Source organism: Nostocoides vanveenii, from assembly GCF_039531165.1.
In the GTDB taxonomy this organism is placed as follows: domain Bacteria; phylum Actinomycetota; class Actinomycetes; order Actinomycetales; family Dermatophilaceae; genus Nostocoides_A; species Nostocoides_A vanveenii.
Genome location: NZ_BAAAPN010000044.1, coordinates 1 through 16,220 on the forward strand (window position 1 = coordinate 1; position 16,220 = coordinate 16,220).

At 69.1% G+C, this 16,220-nt stretch carries 14 protein-coding genes; 8 read left to right on the forward strand and 6 right to left on the reverse strand.

Annotated elements, in window-relative coordinates:
- The first annotated feature begins 120 nt into the window (after positions 1-120).
- Positions 121-420, forward strand: coding sequence for a hypothetical protein (locus tag ABD209_RS08460; RefSeq protein WP_344064759.1), 300 nt, complete (start codon positions 121-123; stop codon positions 418-420).
- Between the two features lie 13 nt (positions 421-433).
- On the opposite strand, the gene ABD209_RS08465 is transcribed toward ABD209_RS08460, so the two are convergent.
- A complete protein-coding gene (locus tag ABD209_RS08465) occupies positions 434-2,191 on the reverse strand; it encodes a Xaa-Pro dipeptidyl-peptidase (protein ID WP_344064762.1) in 1,758 nt (585 codons plus the stop codon).
- A 601-nt stretch (positions 2,192-2,792) separates the two neighbouring features.
- Positions 2,793-4,568 carry an acetyl/propionyl/methylcrotonyl-CoA carboxylase subunit alpha gene (locus tag ABD209_RS08470; RefSeq protein ID WP_344064765.1) on the reverse strand — a complete coding sequence of 592 codons (1,776 nt, stop codon included), beginning with the start codon at positions 4,566-4,568 and terminating at the stop codon, positions 2,793-2,795.
- An 80-nt stretch (positions 4,569-4,648) separates the two neighbouring features.
- On the opposite strand from ABD209_RS08470, the gene ABD209_RS08475 reads away from it, so the two are divergent.
- The 3 genes from ABD209_RS08475 to ABD209_RS08485 all read left to right on the forward strand — a co-directional run bounded on the left by ABD209_RS08475 (position 4,649) and on the right by ABD209_RS08485 (position 6,964).
- A complete protein-coding gene (locus ABD209_RS08475) occupies positions 4,649-5,479 on the forward strand; it encodes an aldo/keto reductase (protein ID WP_344064767.1) in 831 nt (276 codons plus the stop codon).
- Positions 5,480-5,487: 8 nt separating this feature from the next.
- Positions 5,488-5,625, forward strand: coding sequence for a hypothetical protein (locus ABD209_RS08480; RefSeq protein WP_324387777.1), 138 nt, complete (start codon positions 5,488-5,490; stop codon positions 5,623-5,625).
- A gap of 124 nt (positions 5,626-5,749) precedes the next feature.
- Positions 5,750-6,964, forward strand: coding sequence for a ScyD/ScyE family protein (locus ABD209_RS08485; protein ID WP_344064770.1), 1,215 nt, complete (start codon positions 5,750-5,752; stop codon positions 6,962-6,964).
- Between the two features lie 132 nt (positions 6,965-7,096).
- On the opposite strand, the gene ABD209_RS08490 is transcribed toward ABD209_RS08485, so the two are convergent.
- Both ABD209_RS08490 and ABD209_RS08495 read right to left on the reverse strand, forming a co-directional pair.
- Positions 7,097-8,602, reverse strand: coding sequence for a VWA domain-containing protein (locus ABD209_RS08490; protein ID WP_344064773.1), 1,506 nt, complete (start codon positions 8,600-8,602; stop codon positions 7,097-7,099).
- Positions 8,603-8,609: 7 nt separating this feature from the next.
- On the reverse strand, positions 8,610-9,476 hold the full coding sequence (locus ABD209_RS08495) for an AAA family ATPase (RefSeq protein WP_425564624.1): 867 nt from the start codon (positions 9,474-9,476) through the stop codon (positions 8,610-8,612).
- Positions 9,477-9,629: 153 nt separating this feature from the next.
- Between ABD209_RS08495 and ABD209_RS08500 the strand changes: the two genes are divergently transcribed.
- Positions 9,630-11,054, forward strand: a complete 1,425-nt coding sequence (locus tag ABD209_RS08500; RefSeq protein ID WP_344064778.1) for a mycothione reductase — start codon at positions 9,630-9,632, stop codon at positions 11,052-11,054.
- A gap of 41 nt (positions 11,055-11,095) precedes the next feature.
- Here ABD209_RS08500 and ABD209_RS08505 read toward each other — a convergent pair whose 3' ends face one another.
- Positions 11,096-11,467 carry a hypothetical protein gene (locus tag ABD209_RS08505; protein WP_344064781.1) on the reverse strand — a complete coding sequence of 124 codons (372 nt, stop codon included), beginning with the start codon at positions 11,465-11,467 and terminating at the stop codon, positions 11,096-11,098.
- Between the two features lie 190 nt (positions 11,468-11,657).
- Positions 11,658-12,125, reverse strand: coding sequence for a MerR family transcriptional regulator (locus ABD209_RS08510; RefSeq protein ID WP_344064784.1), 468 nt, complete (start codon positions 12,123-12,125; stop codon positions 11,658-11,660).
- A gap of 58 nt (positions 12,126-12,183) precedes the next feature.
- Here ABD209_RS08510 and ABD209_RS08515 point away from each other — a divergent pair, with 58 nt between their 5' ends.
- The 3 genes from ABD209_RS08515 (at position 12,184) to ABD209_RS08525 (ending at position 16,139) form a co-directional block, all read left to right on the forward strand.
- Positions 12,184-13,371 (forward strand): acyl-CoA dehydrogenase family protein, encoded by a 1,188-nt coding sequence (locus tag ABD209_RS08515; RefSeq protein ID WP_344064787.1) that lies wholly within the window; start codon positions 12,184-12,186, stop codon positions 13,369-13,371.
- Between the two features lie 5 nt (positions 13,372-13,376).
- Complete coding sequence (locus ABD209_RS08520; RefSeq protein ID WP_344064789.1) at positions 13,377-14,957, forward strand: acyl-CoA carboxylase subunit beta; 1,581 nt, start codon at positions 13,377-13,379, stop codon at positions 14,955-14,957.
- A 498-nt stretch (positions 14,958-15,455) separates the two neighbouring features.
- A complete protein-coding gene (locus tag ABD209_RS08525; protein ID WP_344064792.1) occupies positions 15,456-16,139 on the forward strand; it encodes a hypothetical protein in 684 nt (227 codons plus the stop codon).
- The last annotated feature ends 81 nt before the right edge of the window (positions 16,140-16,220 follow it).

Sequence of the window (16,220 nt, forward strand, 5' to 3'; positions counted from 1 at the left end):
TCGTCTCCAACCGCTCGCGGTCACCGACACGCAGCGGCAGGGGAGCCGCGATCTTGTTCGCCATGCCCTGATTATCCCACGAAACCATAAAGATATTTCAAGGACGCGTCACTAGCTGCGGTGAGGAAAGCGATGAACGGTGGGGGCACGCTAATAATCACAGGCCATCGCTTCGAGGTGGGGGATCCGAATCACCCCGGCTACCCGTTAGCCGAGTTCCATAAGATTGTTGACGGAATTGAGGCGTTGAGAGTCGATGTGCTGACTCTCTCAGAACTCGATCGACGCAGCGGCGTTCCCGTGCCGCGTTCGGTGAATCTGTCGCAAGTCAGATACGGCCAGATCGTTCCCGTGATCGCCGATATGCAGCGGCGAGGACACGCCTCGCTCCTTGATGAGTTGCGTTCGCTCGTGACCTGACGGCTGCAGCTGATCAGGGTAGCGGCTGGGTCAGGGGCAGGGTGATCGTGCTCGCGCGGGTGTCGATCGTCATGGTCTTGCCGGCGGGCGGGCGAATGGTGAACTCGTGGTCGGACTGCAGGATCGTGACGCCGATGCGGTGGCCCTTGGCGATGACATGATCGTTGGCTTCGAGGTCGACCCGCACCCGCATGAACTGGCCCGGTGTGATCGCGTCGGTGCGCCAGAGGGAGTTGCGGTTCTGTGGGTCAGCCCAGCCCTGGGTGATCAGCGTGGCCATTCCGCGTGCGTTGAGGTCGAAGACACCGATGCTCAGGTTGGCATTGCCCTGCCCGAGCGCGAGTCGCAGATCGGCGGACGCGAATCCGGAGAGCCGGGTGTTCGCCGTCAAGGGGGCGGTCGCAAAGGCGAGCCCGGTGGATCGCGTCGGCGACGTCGTGAACGGGATGAGGCTCTGCCTCGGATCGTCGGCGAAGGTGAGCAGGCGACCCGACGCGCCCGCGCGCAAGGTCAGATCGGCGAGGGTCGTGGTCCGGGCCGCGCTGCCGGGGAGGGGCCAATCGGCATACCGCGGCGAGGTGCCCTCTGGGGTCTCGATGATGGCGCGCGGGTCACTTTCGACGCCATTGCGCACTCCGAGCACATAGCGGGTGAACCAGCGGTTCTGTTCGTAGAGTGGCGGCGGCCCGCCGTGCCCCCACTGGTGCCAGAAGATCTTCGCCGGTGTGCCTTGGGCGCGCAGCGCGCGATACCAGAGCCCCGCCTGGCTGGGCTTGACATTCCAGTCTTGCAGTCCGTGCGCGACATACACCGCGGCCTTGACCCGGGAGACATCGGCGAGGTATGAGCGTTGAGCCCAGAAGGAGTTCAGATCACCGGTGACTCGATCCTGTTGTCGCGCAAGGGTATTGATCACCGGCTTGCAGATCGCACGATTCGCCCGCATGAGCACGAACTTCGCCAGGACATCGGCGTCTTCGCCCTGGTAGCCCTCCGGCGCGACCACCGCCCCACCGGCCCGGTAGTAGCCGTACCAGTCCGAGATCGCCGAGATCGGGATGAGCGCCTCAAGGCCCTCGACGCCGGTGGTCGCCACGGCATTGGGCAGGGTCCCGTCGTAGGACGTGCCGATCATGCCCACCCGCCCATTGCTCCATCCGGCAGCCACGGCCCGCCCGGACGCGTCCACCGCACTCGCGCGCCCGTTCAGCCAGTCGATGGCCGCCTTCGGGCCGAGGCTGTCGTTGGCTCCGCCCGTCGTGGGGCACCCAGTGGAGCCGCCGGTGCCGAGCGACTCGAACTCGACATAGCCGAAGCCCCGCGAGATCCACGTGGCCGCCGTCCACCGATCGAGCAGTTGGACACCACCGCCCGTCGCCCGCTCGTGCCCCGGCTGCCGGGCGCCCGCGCGCGTGTCGGGGTCGTAGAGGTCGTGGTCGACATTGTGGTTGGCGACGTCATTGACCCCCACCCAGTAGGGACTGGCCACCATGATCACCGGAACCCGCTGCGGGGCGTCCTTGGCCACGGCATACCGGATGTGCGCCCGGTCGGGCCGGCCGTCGTGGTCGGAATCCACGGGCACGCTCACCCACGCTTCCTTGACGATCCAGTCCGCCGGGCGCGCGGCAAAGACCGGCTGGGCTTGGCCGTCCACGACGACTTGCGTGCGTATGCCGTCGCTCGCCCCCGTGGGCGCCGCACCGGCCGTTGTCACGCCCACGCCCACCGCGGCGGCCGTCGCGCCAGCCGCCCACACAGTCCGCTTCATGAGCCCACCCCTCCTCGGATCGACCTCAGCCACCCTAGTCAGGGATGGCTGTCGGCACCTGTCGTTAGGCTCATGGACATCGTCAGCCGAGGAGATTCCATGTCTGTGCCCACCCGCTGATCGGCCGTTGTCACCGCGTCCGTTGTCCTCGCCGGCTCACTGACGGCGACCGCGCACAGCGCCCCGAATCCGACCAAGAAGTGGACCTCCTTCGCCGGGCCTGAGTGCGGCAGCGTGCCGCTGATCGCGCGGGGGGCAGAGCCACAGTTGGTGGTGGCCCAAATCGGCGGGCCGCTGTCACTGCACGTCGAGCCTGCCGCTCGTGACCCACCTGCCGCCGGCCGGCGACCCGCTGACCTACGCACGCCTCAGCGCCGATGGCGCGCTGGCCACGGAAAGCTCGGGCTCGCCGCGTCGGCACAGCCGACTGTCCTGACCGTTGTCGGCTCTCAGGCCTACCCGCGGCACTCCCGGGATTCGACGCACCGCACCAGCGCGTGGGCGCGTTATGACCTGGGCACCAAGAAGCTGACCAGCCTAGGGCAGGTCGACAGCGCGTTTGTCGTCAGCCCCTGAGTGAACGCGTCCGGGGGTGGGCGCGTCAGTCGTTGATCTCGCAGAGAACCGCGCCATTGGCGACGGTCGCGCCGACGGTGGCGCTCAGGCCGCTGATCGTGCCCGCCTTGTGGGCATTGATCGGCTGCTCCATCTTCATCGCCTCGAGGACGAGCACGAGTTCACCGGCGGCAACCTGCTGACCGTCGGCGACAGCCACCTTGACGATGGTGCCCTGCATCGGCGCGGTGAGGGAATCGCCCGACGTGGCCGCGCCGGACTTCGCGCCACCGCTGCGACGCGGCGCCTTCTTCTTCGCGGCGGTAGCGCCGCCACCTCCACCCAACGACAGTCCACCGGGCAAGGAGACCTCCACGCGCTTGCCGCCGACCTCAACGACGATGTGCTGGCGCTCCTCGGCCTCGGGCGCATCGGCCGTCGCGCCGGCATACGGGGCGATGTCGTTGACGAACTCGGTCTCGATCCAGCGGGTATGCGTGCGGAACTTCTCGGCCGGGTCCGCGGGGGCGAAGTCGGGGTTGGCGACAACGGCGCGGTGGAAGGGCGTCACCGTCGGCATGCCCTCGATGACGAGTTCGTCGAGGGCCCGGCGCGACCGCTCCAGGGCCTCCTGGCGGGTGCGTCCGGTGACGATCAATTTCGCGATCAGGGAGTCGAAGGCGCCGGCGATGGTGTCACCCTCGACGATGCCGGCGTCCCAGCGCACGCCCGGTCCTTGGGGGATAACCATCGTGGTGACCGTCCCCGGAGCCGGCAGGAAGCCGCGGCCGGCATCCTCGCCGTTGATCCGGAACTCGATGGAGTGGGCGTGCGGCTCGGGGTCGGTGAAGCTGAGGGCCTCGCCGTTCGCGATGCGAAACTGCTCGCGGACCAAGTCGATCCCGGTGACTTCCTCGGTCACCGGGTGTTCGACCTGGAGACGGGTGTTGACCTCGAGGAAGGAGATATCGCCCTGCGGCCCGATGAGGAACTCGCAGGTGCCGGCGCCGACATACCCGGCGCCCTTGAGGATGGCCTTGGACGCGCGCAGCAACTCGGCGTGCTGCTCGTCGGTGATGAAGGGGGCCGGGGCTTCCTCGACGAGCTTCTGGTTGCGACGCTGCAGCGAGCAGTCGCGCGTCGAGACGACGACGACATTGCCGTGCATGTCGGCCAGGCACTGGGTCTCGACGTGCCGCGGGTGGTCGAGGAAGCGTTCGACAAAACACTCGCCGCGGCCGAAGGCGGTGACCGCCTCCCGGACGGCGCTGTCATACAGCTCGGGGATCTCCTCGATCGTGCGTGCGACCTTCAGGCCACGGCCGCCGCCGCCGTATGCCGCCTTGATCGCGACGGGGAGTCCGTGCTCGGTCGCGAAGGCGACCACCTCGTCAGGGCCGCTGACCGGGTTCTTCGTGCCCGGCACGAGCGGCGCGTCGGCGGCCAGCGCGATGTGCCGGGCCTTGACCTTGTCACCGAGGGAGTCGATGGCCTCGGGTCCCGGGCCGATCCAGATCAGGCCGGCGTCGATGACCTTCTGGGCGAAGGGGCCGTTCTCGGCGAGGAAGCCGTAGCCGGGGTGGATGGCGTCGGCCCCGGACTGGCGCGCGATGTCGATGAGCTTGTCCTGCAGCAGATACGAGTCCGCGGGCGTCGAACCGCCGAGGGCGTAGGCCTCGTCGGCGACCTTGACATGCAGCGCGTCTCGGTCCGGCTCGGCATAGACGGCCACGGATCCGATGCCCGCATCCCGGCACGCCCGCGCGACACGGACGGCGATTTCACCGCGGTTGGCAATGAGGACTTTGGTGATCGTCGGCATGTTCGGGAGCCTAGCGGGCGGCCCGTCGCCGACGCGTCGATCCGCGGGTTAGGTGCGTCATAGGTGCCTACAGTGGGCCTATGACGCAACCGCACAAGGACCTGCGCGCCGGCTCGACCACGGTCGCCATCCCGCAACTCGGCTTCGGTGTCTGGCAGGTGCCTGACGACGAGGCGTTCATCGCCGTCGTCGAGGCGCTGGGTGTCGGCTACCGGCACATCGACACCGCGAAGCTCTATCACAACGAGACCGGCGTGGGCCGGGCGCTCGTCCAGTCCGGGCTACCGCGCGAGGAGGTCTTCGTGACCTCGAAGCTGTGGCCGACCGACTTCCCCGACGCCCGCTCCTCCTTCAACGCCAGCACCGAGCGGCTGGGACTCGATGTGCTCGACCTCTTCTTGCTGCATTGGCCCTTCCCGGAGCAGGGCCGCTATGTCGAGGCGTGGGAGATCCTGGTCGCGCTGCGCGGCGAGGGGCGCGTGCGCGCAGTCGGGGTGTCGAACTTCGAGCCGGCGCATCTCGAGGCCGCAAAGGCGGCAACGGGGGAGTATCCGGCGATCAACCAGATCGAGTTGCACCCCTACCTGCAGCAGCGCGAGTTGCGGGCCTTCCACGCCGAGCACGGGATCGTCACCGAGGCGTGGAGCCCGCTCGCGTCCGGCAAGCAGGTGCTCGACGACCCGGTCATCGGCGCGATCGCCGCCAAGCATGGGGTCTCGCCGGCGCAGGCGATCCTCAGCTGGCAGCTGGCACTCGGCAATGTGGTGATCCCGAAGTCGGTGACCCCGAGCCGGATCGCGGAGAATTTCGACGTCTTCGGGATCTCCTTGGACGCCGAGGATATGGAGGCGATCGAAGGCCTGGACCGCGGGATGCGCACCGGCCCGAACCCGCTCGAGTTCAACGGCTGACGGCCCGTATGCCTGCGTCCACCCCGCCGCCCCCGCCGCGTCGCGCGGGCCGCGCCCGCCCGCGCTATGTCGACGCCGCGATCGCGGCCTCCAGCCTGGTCGCCCTGGTCGTGGTGATCTGGCTGATCTATCTCGCGCTGACCTGAGCCGCCTCCCGCGTATGCGCGCACCCGGGCGGTGAGCCGCCGATTGCGCCGTCGGGTGATGCGCGGGCCGGTGGGGGCGTGGCGCCCACGCCGGGACATTGTCCGGTGTGTTGCCTCGAGCGCGGTGTCATGGTCGTCCAAGGGCCGGGCCAACGGGGCCTGGCGGGTCCACGGGGAGACGAGCCATGAGGATGCGCAGATTCAGCACCACAGCACTCGCCGCGGGAGCGGCCATCCTGGCCGGGGCGACCAGCGCCCGGCCGGGGCCGCATCGGCCGGCGCAACGGCGCAGCGAGCCCTCGGGGCGGCGACGACCCGGTCGGCTGGTCCGGTCGTCGTGGCCGACGGCCTGAACAATCCGCGTCAGTTGAGCTTCGCGCCGAATGGCGATCTCTACATCGCCGAGGCTGGCACCGGTGGCGTCGGCCCGTGCCTCGACGGTGACGAGGGCGAAGTGTGCTACGGGCGCACGGGCTCGGTCACCCGGATCCGGGGTGGCGTCGCGACTCGGGTCCTTACGCGCTTGCCCTCGCTCGCGGGTGCGGGTGGCTTCGGTGCGAGCGGCCCGTCGGATATCGCCGTGCGACGCAATGGCACCTATCTGCTGACCCTGGGCCTCGGTTCCGACCCGGCCACGCGCGCGACCTTGCCCGGCCCGGCGCGGCAGCTCGGCACGGTCCTCGTCGGGACCCTGCCGGCGGCCGGCGGTGTGGGCGGCGACCTTGCTGCCCATGAAGCGGCCGACGACCCGGACGGGCAGGGCATCGATTCCAACCCGACGTCCGTCGAGATCGTCGGCGGCAAGAACTATGTCATCGACGCCGGCGCGAATGCCCTTCTGCGCCAGTCGGGAAGCGCGATCAGCACCGTCTCGGTGTTCGAGAACCGCATGGTGCCCAAGCCGCCCTTCCTGCCGCCGCCCGGCCTGATGCCGATGCAGTCGGTGCCGACCACCGTCGTCGGCGGCCCCGACGGCGCGCTCTATGTCAGCGAACTGACCGGGTTCCCCTTCCCCGCCGGCGAGGCGCGCATCTGGCGCGTGGTGCCGGGCTCGGCCCCGACCGTGTATGCCAGCGGCCTGACCAATGTCACCGGCCTTGCCTTCGCCGGACGCACCCTGTATGCCGTGGAGTTCAGTTCCGCCGGCTTGCTCACCGTGCCCGAAGGCGAGGTGCCCACGGGCTCGCTGCTGAGGATCACGCCCGGGGCGTCGCGGCATACGGTCATCGCCGGGGGGCTCACCGCGCCCTATGGCGTGGCGATCCGCGGCGGATCCGCCTATGTCACGACATGCGGGCTGTGCGCCGGGATCGGGGGCGTGGTCAAGATCGGTCGGTGATCCCACCAGGTCCCGCGCCATCGACAGCCAATCGGCTGGGGCCAATACGCCGACTATTCGGGCGAATGTCCGGTGTGTTGGCCCCGCTGAAGTGCCGATCTGACAGTCGGATGGCATGCCCCGATGCGGGCGTCAGATGGGCAGCAGGCGGGTGACAAAATGGCGCAGCTGCGCCAGGTTGCGGCACTCGTGCATATCGACGACCTCGGCATAGAGGTGGGCTACCGAATCGCCGGAATCCCATTGCCGGGCCGGCTCGGGGTTGAGCCAGATGACCGATTTCGCGCGCTCCTGGATCGCGTGGAGGGCGGGCAAGCCCGGGTCGGTGTTGTTGGTGCGGGCATCGCCCAGCACGAGGACGACGCTGCGGTGGCCGACGGCGTCCAGGCAATGCTCGGTGAAGTCGGAAAGCGCCGTTCCGTAGTCGGAGTTGTTGTGCCACTTGGTCATTCGGCGAGTGTCCGACAAGGCCGTCGTCAGATCCGAGCCCGGAGGCGCGACGGCGATTATCTCGGTCAGCTCCTCGACCACGTTCACAAAACCGAAGACGCGCACCCGTCGGAATTGCGCCGCCAGGGCCTGCATCAGCAGGATCGTGAATCGCGAGAAGCCGGCAACCGAGCTGGACATATCGCAGAGCAGCACCAGATCGACCCGGGACGTCGAGCGTCGCTGGAAGGCCGGACGCATCGGCACCCCGCCGGATCCCATCGCCCGCCGCAGGGTTCGGCGCATGTCGATCGGGGCGCCGCGACCCGAGCGGCGCCGGGCGGCCAGGCGGGTGGCCAGCTTGCGCGTCAACGGGCCGATGGCGCGGCGCAGTTCAGCGAGTTCGTCCGGCCCGGCGAGCACGAAGCTGCTCTGTTCGACGGGGGAGCGCACGGCATACCGAGCGATGCGTTCGGCCCCACGGATCTCGGCATTGCGCCGCCGGGTCTCGGTCTCGACACGGCGACGAAAGGCAGCCACCTCGGCCCGGAGTTCGTCGCGGGAGAAGCCGGCCGTCAGGCCGGTGCCGGCGCCCGCGGCGCCCGCGCCGCGGGCGCCGGCACCGGCCTGACGGGCCAGCGCCTCCGCGACGGCGATGGCCAGCTGGGGCGCCAGGGCATCGAGGGCCTGGGCCGCCGAGTAGCCGCCGAGGGTCGAGTCGTTCGCGAGCCGGCCGAGCTCGGCGACGACCTGGGCCGCAATTCGATCCAGCGCAGCGCGGTCGCCCGCGGCCAGGGCAGCTGCCAGGAGCTGGCGCAATTCCTCTGCGCGGGAACGGATCTCGCTCACCTCGGAGAGCGTGCGCGGGCTATCGTTCACGCCCGATCGAGCACCCACAGCTGCGGGGAAATAGACATCGAAGAGCTCGTCGAAAAGACGTCGTTCGCCGCTGCGGCGCAACAGGGCGCACGCGAAGGCGGCTCGAAGGCGCTCTCGATCCTCTAGGCCGAGAGCGACGGCAGCAGTGCCAGCATCGATGATGTCTGACGTCCCGGCCGAGATCCCGTGATCGCGCAAAGCCGCGCCGAAGGTGGCCAGTCGCTCATGGAGTGGGTGCGGCGGATCACCAGGCAAACTCCCGGCGACCCCGCCCGACGGGGCGCGGCCACCGCCGACGGTTCGGGGTCGGCCGGGGGGAGGGGCTGGCATCCGGCCCTCAGAGCTCCAATGCGTGGCGGGCACGCACGAGATCGTCCTGGTGCTTCAGCAGCACGCCCAGATTGTCGGCGACCACGTCGGGCGTCATCTCACGCGCGCCGAGAGCGACCAGAGTCCGGCCCCAGTCGACGCTCTCCGCGACCGACGGCGACTTGCGCAGCTTGAGTAGGCGTAGTCGATTGACAAGTCGCACAACGGATTCCGCGAGCGAGGCGCCCAGTTCGGGCACCTGGATCTGGACGATGCGCTGCTCGAGCTCGGGCTCGGGATAGTCGATGTGCAGAAAGAGGCAGCGTCGGCGCAGCGCCTCTGACAACTCGCGCGTCGCATTGGAGGTCAACACGACTAGTGGCCGCCGCTCGGCTCGGATCGTCCCGAGCTCGGGAACGGTGATCTGGAAGTCGCCGAGGATTTCCAGAAGCAGTCCCTCGATCTCCTGGTCGGCCTTGTCGAGTTCGTCGATGAGCAGCACCGTCTCGCCGGTTGCCCGGATCGCCTTCAGCAGTGGCCGCGGCAGAAGGAACTCCTCGGTAAAGATGTCGCCGCGTAGCTCGTCCCAGGAGTCGCCCTGCCCGGCGGTGATCCGGAGCAGCTGTTTGGCGTGATTCCACTCGTAGAGCGCTCGCGCCTCGTCCACGCCCTCATAGCACTGCAGGCGCACCAGGTCGCCGTCGATCGCGCTCGCAAGCGCCTTGGCGAGTTCGGTCTTCCCGACGCCCGCGGGCCCCTCGACGAGCAGCGGCTTGCCGAGGCGGTCGGCGAGGAAGGCCGTGGTGGCGATGGCGTCGGAGGCCAGGTAGCCGGCCGCCGCGAGGCGCGCCGCGACGTCGTCGACATGGGCGAATCGCGGTGGGGGAGTGTCGATCACCCCGTCAGCCTGCCATGCGTGCGCCCGGTTGTCGGTGCATTCCGGCCGTGCCCTGCACCACGCTCACGCCGAGCTTCTGCCGTACCAGTTGCGGCAACAGATGGCGGCGGTGGGCGGCGTGCGCTCGCGCTAGCCCTATGTTCTTGACGTATGTCGCCCAGCTCGCCGCCGCCTCCCGTCACCGCCCCCTACGACGTGCTCGTGATTGGGGCCGGATCGGGGCGGATGGTGCTCAACGAGGCGATGGTGAGCGGACGGCATACGGCCATCGTCGATAGCGGGCCGTATGGCGGCACCTGCCTCAACCGAGGCTGCATCCCCAGCAAGATGTTCGTGCACGCGGCCGACGTCGCGGCGACCATCCGAGACGCGGCGCGCTTCGGCATCGACGCACACATCGACGGTGTGCGCTGGCCGGACATTCGCGACCGCGTCTTCGGGCGCATCGATTCGTATGCCGCCTCCGGCCCGGGCGGTGCCCGCGACGCCGGCATCGCTGCGTATGAGTGTCGGGCCGAGTTCGTCGGTGAGCGGCGGGTGCGTCTGCACCTGCCCACCGGAGGGATCGAGGTCAGCGCAGATCACATCGTTATCGCCGCCGGTGCGCACCCGGTGATCCCGGATGTGGTGCGGCAGAGCGGAGTTCGGGTAGACACGTCCGACACGATCATGCGCATCGAGGAGTTGCCGAAGCGCTTGCTCGTCCTCGGCGGCGGGGTCATCGGGATCGAGATGGCGAGCATCTTCGGGGCGCTCGGGTGCGCGATCACCCTTGTGACGCAAGGGCCGGTCCTCGCCCGGCGAGCGGGCGAGGACGTCGCGCGACGCTTCACCGCGATTGCGCGTGAGCGCTGGGATGTGCACACCGGCGCCTCGGTGACGACTGTCGAGCAGCGTTCGGACGGGATCCATCTGCGCCTGAGCGACGGGACGCCCCTGGTCGGCGACCGGCTGCTCGTCGCCGCCGGGCGCCGCCCGAACACGGCCGGTCTCGGGCTCGAGAGTGCCGGTGTCGCGGTGGACGCCGAGTCGGGGCGGGTGCTCGTGGACGACTACGGCCGGACCAGCGCCGAGAGGGTGTGGGCCCTCGGCGACATCTCCAGCGAGATCGAGCTCAAGCATCTCGCCAACTCTCAGGCGCGCACGATCCGTCACAACATCCTGCACCCCGACGCCCTGGAACCCTTGCGCACCAAGGCAATTCCCGCGGCGATCTTCAGCGACCCACAGATCGCGCTCGTCGGCCTGACGCCGGAAGCTGCGCGGGCGGAGGGACGCGACGCAGTGGCGGCCACGCGGCCGCTGTCGGACACGGCATACGGCTGGGCGCTGGAGGACACGACCTCGGTGTGCACGGTCGTCGCCGAGCGGGGGAGCGGCGTCGTGTTGGGGGCGCAGATCATGGCGCCCTTCGCGTCGTCCCTGATTCAGCCGCTCGTGGATGCGGTCACGCGAGGGCTGACGGCGATGGACGCCGCCGCCACGCCGCTGTGGATCCACCCCGCCGCGATGGAGTTGGTCGAGAACGCCCTGCTCGACGCCGCCCGCCTCGCCCGCCGGCCTACCGTGCGGTAAGTGGGGTGATCACCCCACTTACCGCACGGTAGGGCGCACCCTTATGCCTGTTTGCTGCGCCAGCACAGGTCGAGCAGGTCCTCCAGTTGCTCGACGCTGATCCGGTCCAGATGGGCGAGCACACCCGAGTGCCCGGCGAAGTGGGGGATGGTGAAGACCACGTCCGGTGGGAACATCGCCAGCGCTTCGTCGTGCGCCGCCGCAGTGCCCAGCGCGACGACGATCAGATCGGCATACGGCTCGTCGGTCGCCGGGTCGACGGTGCCCTCCTGGCGGCGCGGGCTGCGCTTCATCACGAAGCCTGTGCCCCCTCGACCGGGCAGGAGAAAAGCGTGGGGATCGGCCCAGTACGTCCCGACGCTCACCCCATCGAACGACCGCGCGATCCGGTCCAGGTCCTCCGTCGTCGCCATTGCCTCAGTATGCCGCGTGCCCACGGCCTCTCGACGGGGCTGAACCGGCCTCTCGACGGGGGTGGCCCGCCGTGCTGCGGCCCAGCGGGGTCAGCGCGTCAGTATGCCGTTCGCGTCCCGTCAGCGCCCCGCGCCGACCGCGCCCCGTCAGCGCCCCGCGCCGACCGCGCCCCGCGCCGACCGCGCCCCGTCAGCGCCCCGCGCCGACGGCGTCCAGATCGGCCCGGCAGCGCGCTTCGAAGGTGTCCAACTCGGCAAGCGCGTCATCAATGTCGCGGCGCCGCTGCTCCAGGTCGGCGCGGCGGTCGTCGATCTGGCCGAGCACATACTCCAACTGGCTGCGCTTCCCGCGCGGCGCGTCATAGAGGTCGATGATCGTACGGATCTCTTCCAGCGGGAAGCCGAGGCGCTTGCCGCGCAGGATCAGGTTGAGGCGGGTGCGATCGCGCCGGTGATAGATCCGTGCCGTGCCGCGGCGCTCGGGCGTGATCAGGCCGAGATCCTCGTAGTGCCGCACCGCGCGATGGGTGATGCCGAACTCGTCCGCGACCTGGGCGATCGTCCACGAGTCCTCTCTCCGGCCCGCCGTGACGTCGCTGCGCCGAAGCCTGGGCGTGCGGGAGGTCTCGTTGCGCGGCCGTTGCGTCGGGCTTGCCATGTGCGCCAGTATTGCTTTACGTTGACGTAAACGTCAATCATCGAAGAGGGCGAGACCGGTGTTCGAACTGACCAAGGAGCACGAGGACTTCCGCGCGGTGGTGCGCGATTTCGCGGAGCGCGAGATCGCTCCCAACGTCGCCCAATGGGATCGCGACGCCTACTTCCCCGTCGATTTGGTGCCCACGATGGGCGATCTCGGGCTCTTCGGGCTGGTCGTGCCCGAGGAGTTCGGCGGACACCGCGACGACGACGCCGGCCCCTTCACTGCCCTCTGCGTCGCCATCGAGGAGCTCGGCCGGGTCGATCAGTCGATCGGCATCACCCTCTCGGCCGGCGTGGGGCTGGGCATCAACCCGATCCTGACCTATGGCAGCGCCGAGCAGAAGGAGCGCTGGCTGCCCGATCTGGTCGCCGGGCGGGCGCTCGCCGGCTTCGGCCTGACCGAGCCCGAGGCGGGCTCCGACGCCGGCGCCACGCGCACCCGCGCCACGCGCGAGGGCGAGGAGTGGGTGATCAACGGTGCCAAAGCCTTCATCACCAACAGCGGAACCGCGATCACGACCGTCAACACGGTCACCGCGCGCACCGGCACCAACCCCGATGGGTCTGCGCAGATCAGCGCCATCATGGTGCCCAATGGCACGCCGGGATTCACGGTCGAGCCGGCCTACCACAAGCTCGGCTGGCACATCTCCGACACCCACGGCCTGACCTTCGCGGACTGCCGCGTCCCCGCCGGCAACCTGCTCGGCGAAGAGGGCAGGGGCTTCAAGCAGTTCCTCAAGACCCTCGACGATGGCCGGATCGCGATCTCGGCGCTCGCGCTGGGGCTCTCGCGGGCCTGCCTGGAGCAAGCCACGGCATACGCCAAGACGCGCACGGCCTTCGGCCGGCCCATCGGTGTCAACCAGGGCGTCTCCTTCCAACTCGCCGACCTCGCAACGATGGTCGAGGCCTCGCGCGTGCTGGTCTATAAGGCGGCCTGGCTCAAGGATGAGCACGACCTCGGCCGGCGTCGCGTCACGGAGGTCAAGCAGGCGGCGGCGATCGGCAAGCTCTACGCGACGGAGGCCGCCGTCACCGCGACCCGCATCGCCACGCAGATCTTCGGCGGCAACGGCTTCATGGAGGAGTTCCCGGTCGCCCGCTTCTACCGCGACGCCAAGATCCTCGAGATCGGCGAGGGCACCTCCGAGGTGCAGAAGATGGTCATCGCGCGTCACCTCGGCCTGCCGCAAGGATGAGCGGTATGCCGCACCCTGACACCCCTTTCGCCACCGGCCCCGACGCCGGCAGTGACCCCAAGGTCACCGACGTCCGCGAACGCCTCGCCGGCGCGTATGCCGCGTCGCACCGCCCGCCGGACGGCGCCGCAGCGAAACTCGCCACGCAGCACAAGCTGTATGTCCGTGACCGGATCGCGCTGCTGCTCGACGGCAGTTTCGTCGAGGACGGCCGCTTCGCGAATGCGCTCGCGCCCGGGCTGCCTGCCGATGGGGTCGTGACCGGCCGGGGCCTGGTCGACGGCCGTCCGGTGATCGTCATCGCCAACGACCCGACCGTCAAGGCCGGGTCCTGGGGTGCACGCACCGTCGAGAAGATCGTCCGGGCCACCGAGATGGCCTTGCGTGAAGAACTCCCGGTCTTCTGGTTGGTGGACAGCGCGGGCGCGCGCATCACCGACCAGGTCGAGATGTTCCCGGGCCGGCGCGGGGCTGGGCGGATCTTCCACAATCAGGTGGCGCTCTCTGGCAAGGTCCCGCAGATCTGCTGCCTGTTCGGGCCGAGCGCCGCGGGAGGCGCCTACATCCCGAGCTTCTGCGACCTGATCATCATGGTCGACGGCAACGCGTCGATGTATCTCGGCAGCCCACGCATGGCGGAAATGGTTGTCGGAGAAAAGGTTTCACTGGAGGACATGGGCGGTGCACGCATGCACTGCACGGTCTCTGGCGTCGGCGATCTGCTCGCCGCCGATGACACCGAGGCCATCGAGCTCGCCCGCCTCTACTTCTCTTATCTCCCGCAGAACTGGCGGTCGCCGGCGCCGGCCTACCACCCGGAGCCGCCCACGCAGCCGTTGACACGGCATACGATCCCGGAACGCGAGAGCGTGCCTTTCGATGTGCACGAGGTCATCGACGGGCTCGTCGACGCCGACAGCTTCTTCGAAATCAAACCGCTCTTCGCGGCCGAGCTCGTCGTCGGCTTTGGCCGCCTCAATGGCGAGAGCGTCGGCATTCTCGCCAACAACTCCGCAGTCAAGGGCGGTGTGCTTTTCACCGATTCAGCAGACAAGGCGGCCCGCTTCATCTGGCTCTGCGATGCCTACTCGATCCCGCTGATCTATCTCGCCGATGTGCCGGGCTTCATGATCGGCTCGGAGGTCGAGCGGGGCGGCATCATCCGGCACGGCGCCAAGATGGTCTCTGCGGTCGCGTCGGCGACCGTGCCGCAGTTCTGCGTCGTGATCCGCAAGGCCTATGGCGCCGGCCTGTATGCCATGGGCGGGCCGGGTTTCGGTCCCGACGCGACGATCGCCTTGCCGACGGCGCGGATTGCCGTCATGGGACCGGAGGCGGCCGTGAATGCGGTCTACGCCAACAAGATCGCCGAGATCGCCGACGCCGACGAGCGCGCCGCATATGTCGCGCAGAAGCGCCGGGAGTACGAAGAGGATGTCGACATCCAGCGGCTAGCGGCCGATCTGGTCATCGACCAGATCATCGAGGCCGATGCCCTGCGCGACGAGCTGACCGCCCGTCTGGCGTATGCCGTGCATCGCGATCGCCACTTCGCTGCCAAGCGCCGCGACGTGCCACCGGTTTAAACCCTTGCGCCGCGCTTGAGCCCAATGCCGCCGAGGTCTGGTGTTCGGACCCACGGCCGGCGCCGGCGAACGCCAGGTGCTCACGGCCTTCGGAGCGAGCGTGATGAGGGGAGCGGGACAACGGCCTGGCCCTTGTGTCCGCGCTGGGCACCGGACGCCAGCGCTCCGGCGTGGTGCGTGTGATCGCCGTCGGCCGCGCTGCGTTCCGACGGGACGTCCTTCTACCCGCCGGTAACGTCGGCGTATCGCGGAGAGTGAACCTGTTATCACCGTCCCGGTTCCCGGGTCAGCAATGCCGCGCCTGACGCCGAGCACCACTCGTTCCTCCCCCCCGGGGCCACCTCGTCCGATCCGCTCTTTCCCAGGAGTTCCCACTGTCGTCCCCCCAACCCTCTCGTCGGTCTGTCACCAGGGGCGCGGCGTGGGTCCGTGCCGGTAGTGGCGGTCGGCATCGCCGCTCCCGCGCTGGCGGCTTCGACGCCGCAACAGTGTGTCACCGTGGACACCGCCGGCTGTTGGTCGTGTGACTTCGACAACTACAACCTGTTGGTCGGCGACTACGACTCGACCCACGTCCAGGCGCAGACCTCACTGATGATTTCCATCCCGGCCAACACCACCGTGCCCGCCGGCACCGCCTTCACCTTCACCTACGACGTCTATCGTCCGACTGGGGCCACCGTGAACGGATTCGGCCTCAATGGCAAGTTCGGTGGGACGAACTGGGGCAGCTGGAGTACCAGCCAGGGGACCTGGACGCCCACGACGTACCAAGGCCAGGCTTCCGAGGTGCGCACCACGACCGTCAAGGTCACGCTGACGGGCGGGATCACTGGCCCGAGCAGTCTGTGTGGCGGCGTGTCCTTCACCATGGCGCTCAACCCCAACACCAAGATCGGCGGCTACGCGCTGACCTGCGTGACCTCCTCGCTGGCGACAGTTCCGGTGTGCTCCGCAACGACCACCCACGCCTCACCGGCGGCGCCCGCACGAGCGACGTCATCACCAACAACCAGGCCTCGCCCTACAACGCCGACCAGTCCTGCCAGAGCGGGGCGGTCTGGACCGCCTGACACGCAGAGCGTCGATGCAGGCCTGCTCAGCGCCCGTCCGTCACCACACGAGCCCGACCGATCCGGTCGGGCTCTTCTGGTGAATCGGCCGACTGAGCCTGCGGAGTGAGGCAGGCCAAAGATGCCCCGTCTGAGCCTGGGGACTAGGGTCGGATCGACGGGCCGGCGCGGGCGAACGCCCCGGGGCGAC

Coding starts and splice junctions, on each gene's coding strand:
- ABD209_RS08465 (WP_344064762.1), bottom strand. CDS start 2,191: ATGAAGCGGACTGTGTGGGCGGCTGGCGCGACGGCCGCCGCGGTGGGC.
- ABD209_RS08470 (WP_344064765.1), bottom strand. CDS start 4,568: ATGCCGACGATCACCAAAGTCCTCATTGCCAACCGCGGTGAAATCGCC.
- ABD209_RS08475 (WP_344064767.1), top strand. CDS start 4,649: ATGACGCAACCGCACAAGGACCTGCGCGCCGGCTCGACCACGGTCGCC.
- ABD209_RS08480 (WP_324387777.1), top strand. CDS start 5,488: ATGCCTGCGTCCACCCCGCCGCCCCCGCCGCGTCGCGCGGGCCGCGCC.
- ABD209_RS08490 (WP_344064773.1), bottom strand. CDS start 8,602: ATGCCAGCCCCTCCCCCCGGCCGACCCCGAACCGTCGGCGGTGGCCGC.
- ABD209_RS08500 (WP_344064778.1), top strand. CDS start 9,630: ATGTCGCCCAGCTCGCCGCCGCCTCCCGTCACCGCCCCCTACGACGTG.
- ABD209_RS08505 (WP_344064781.1), bottom strand. CDS start 11,467: ATGGCGACGACGGAGGACCTGGACCGGATCGCGCGGTCGTTCGATGGG.
- ABD209_RS08510 (WP_344064784.1), bottom strand. CDS start 12,125: ATGGCAAGCCCGACGCAACGGCCGCGCAACGAGACCTCCCGCACGCCC.
- ABD209_RS08520 (WP_344064789.1), top strand. CDS start 13,377: ATGCCGCACCCTGACACCCCTTTCGCCACCGGCCCCGACGCCGGCAGT.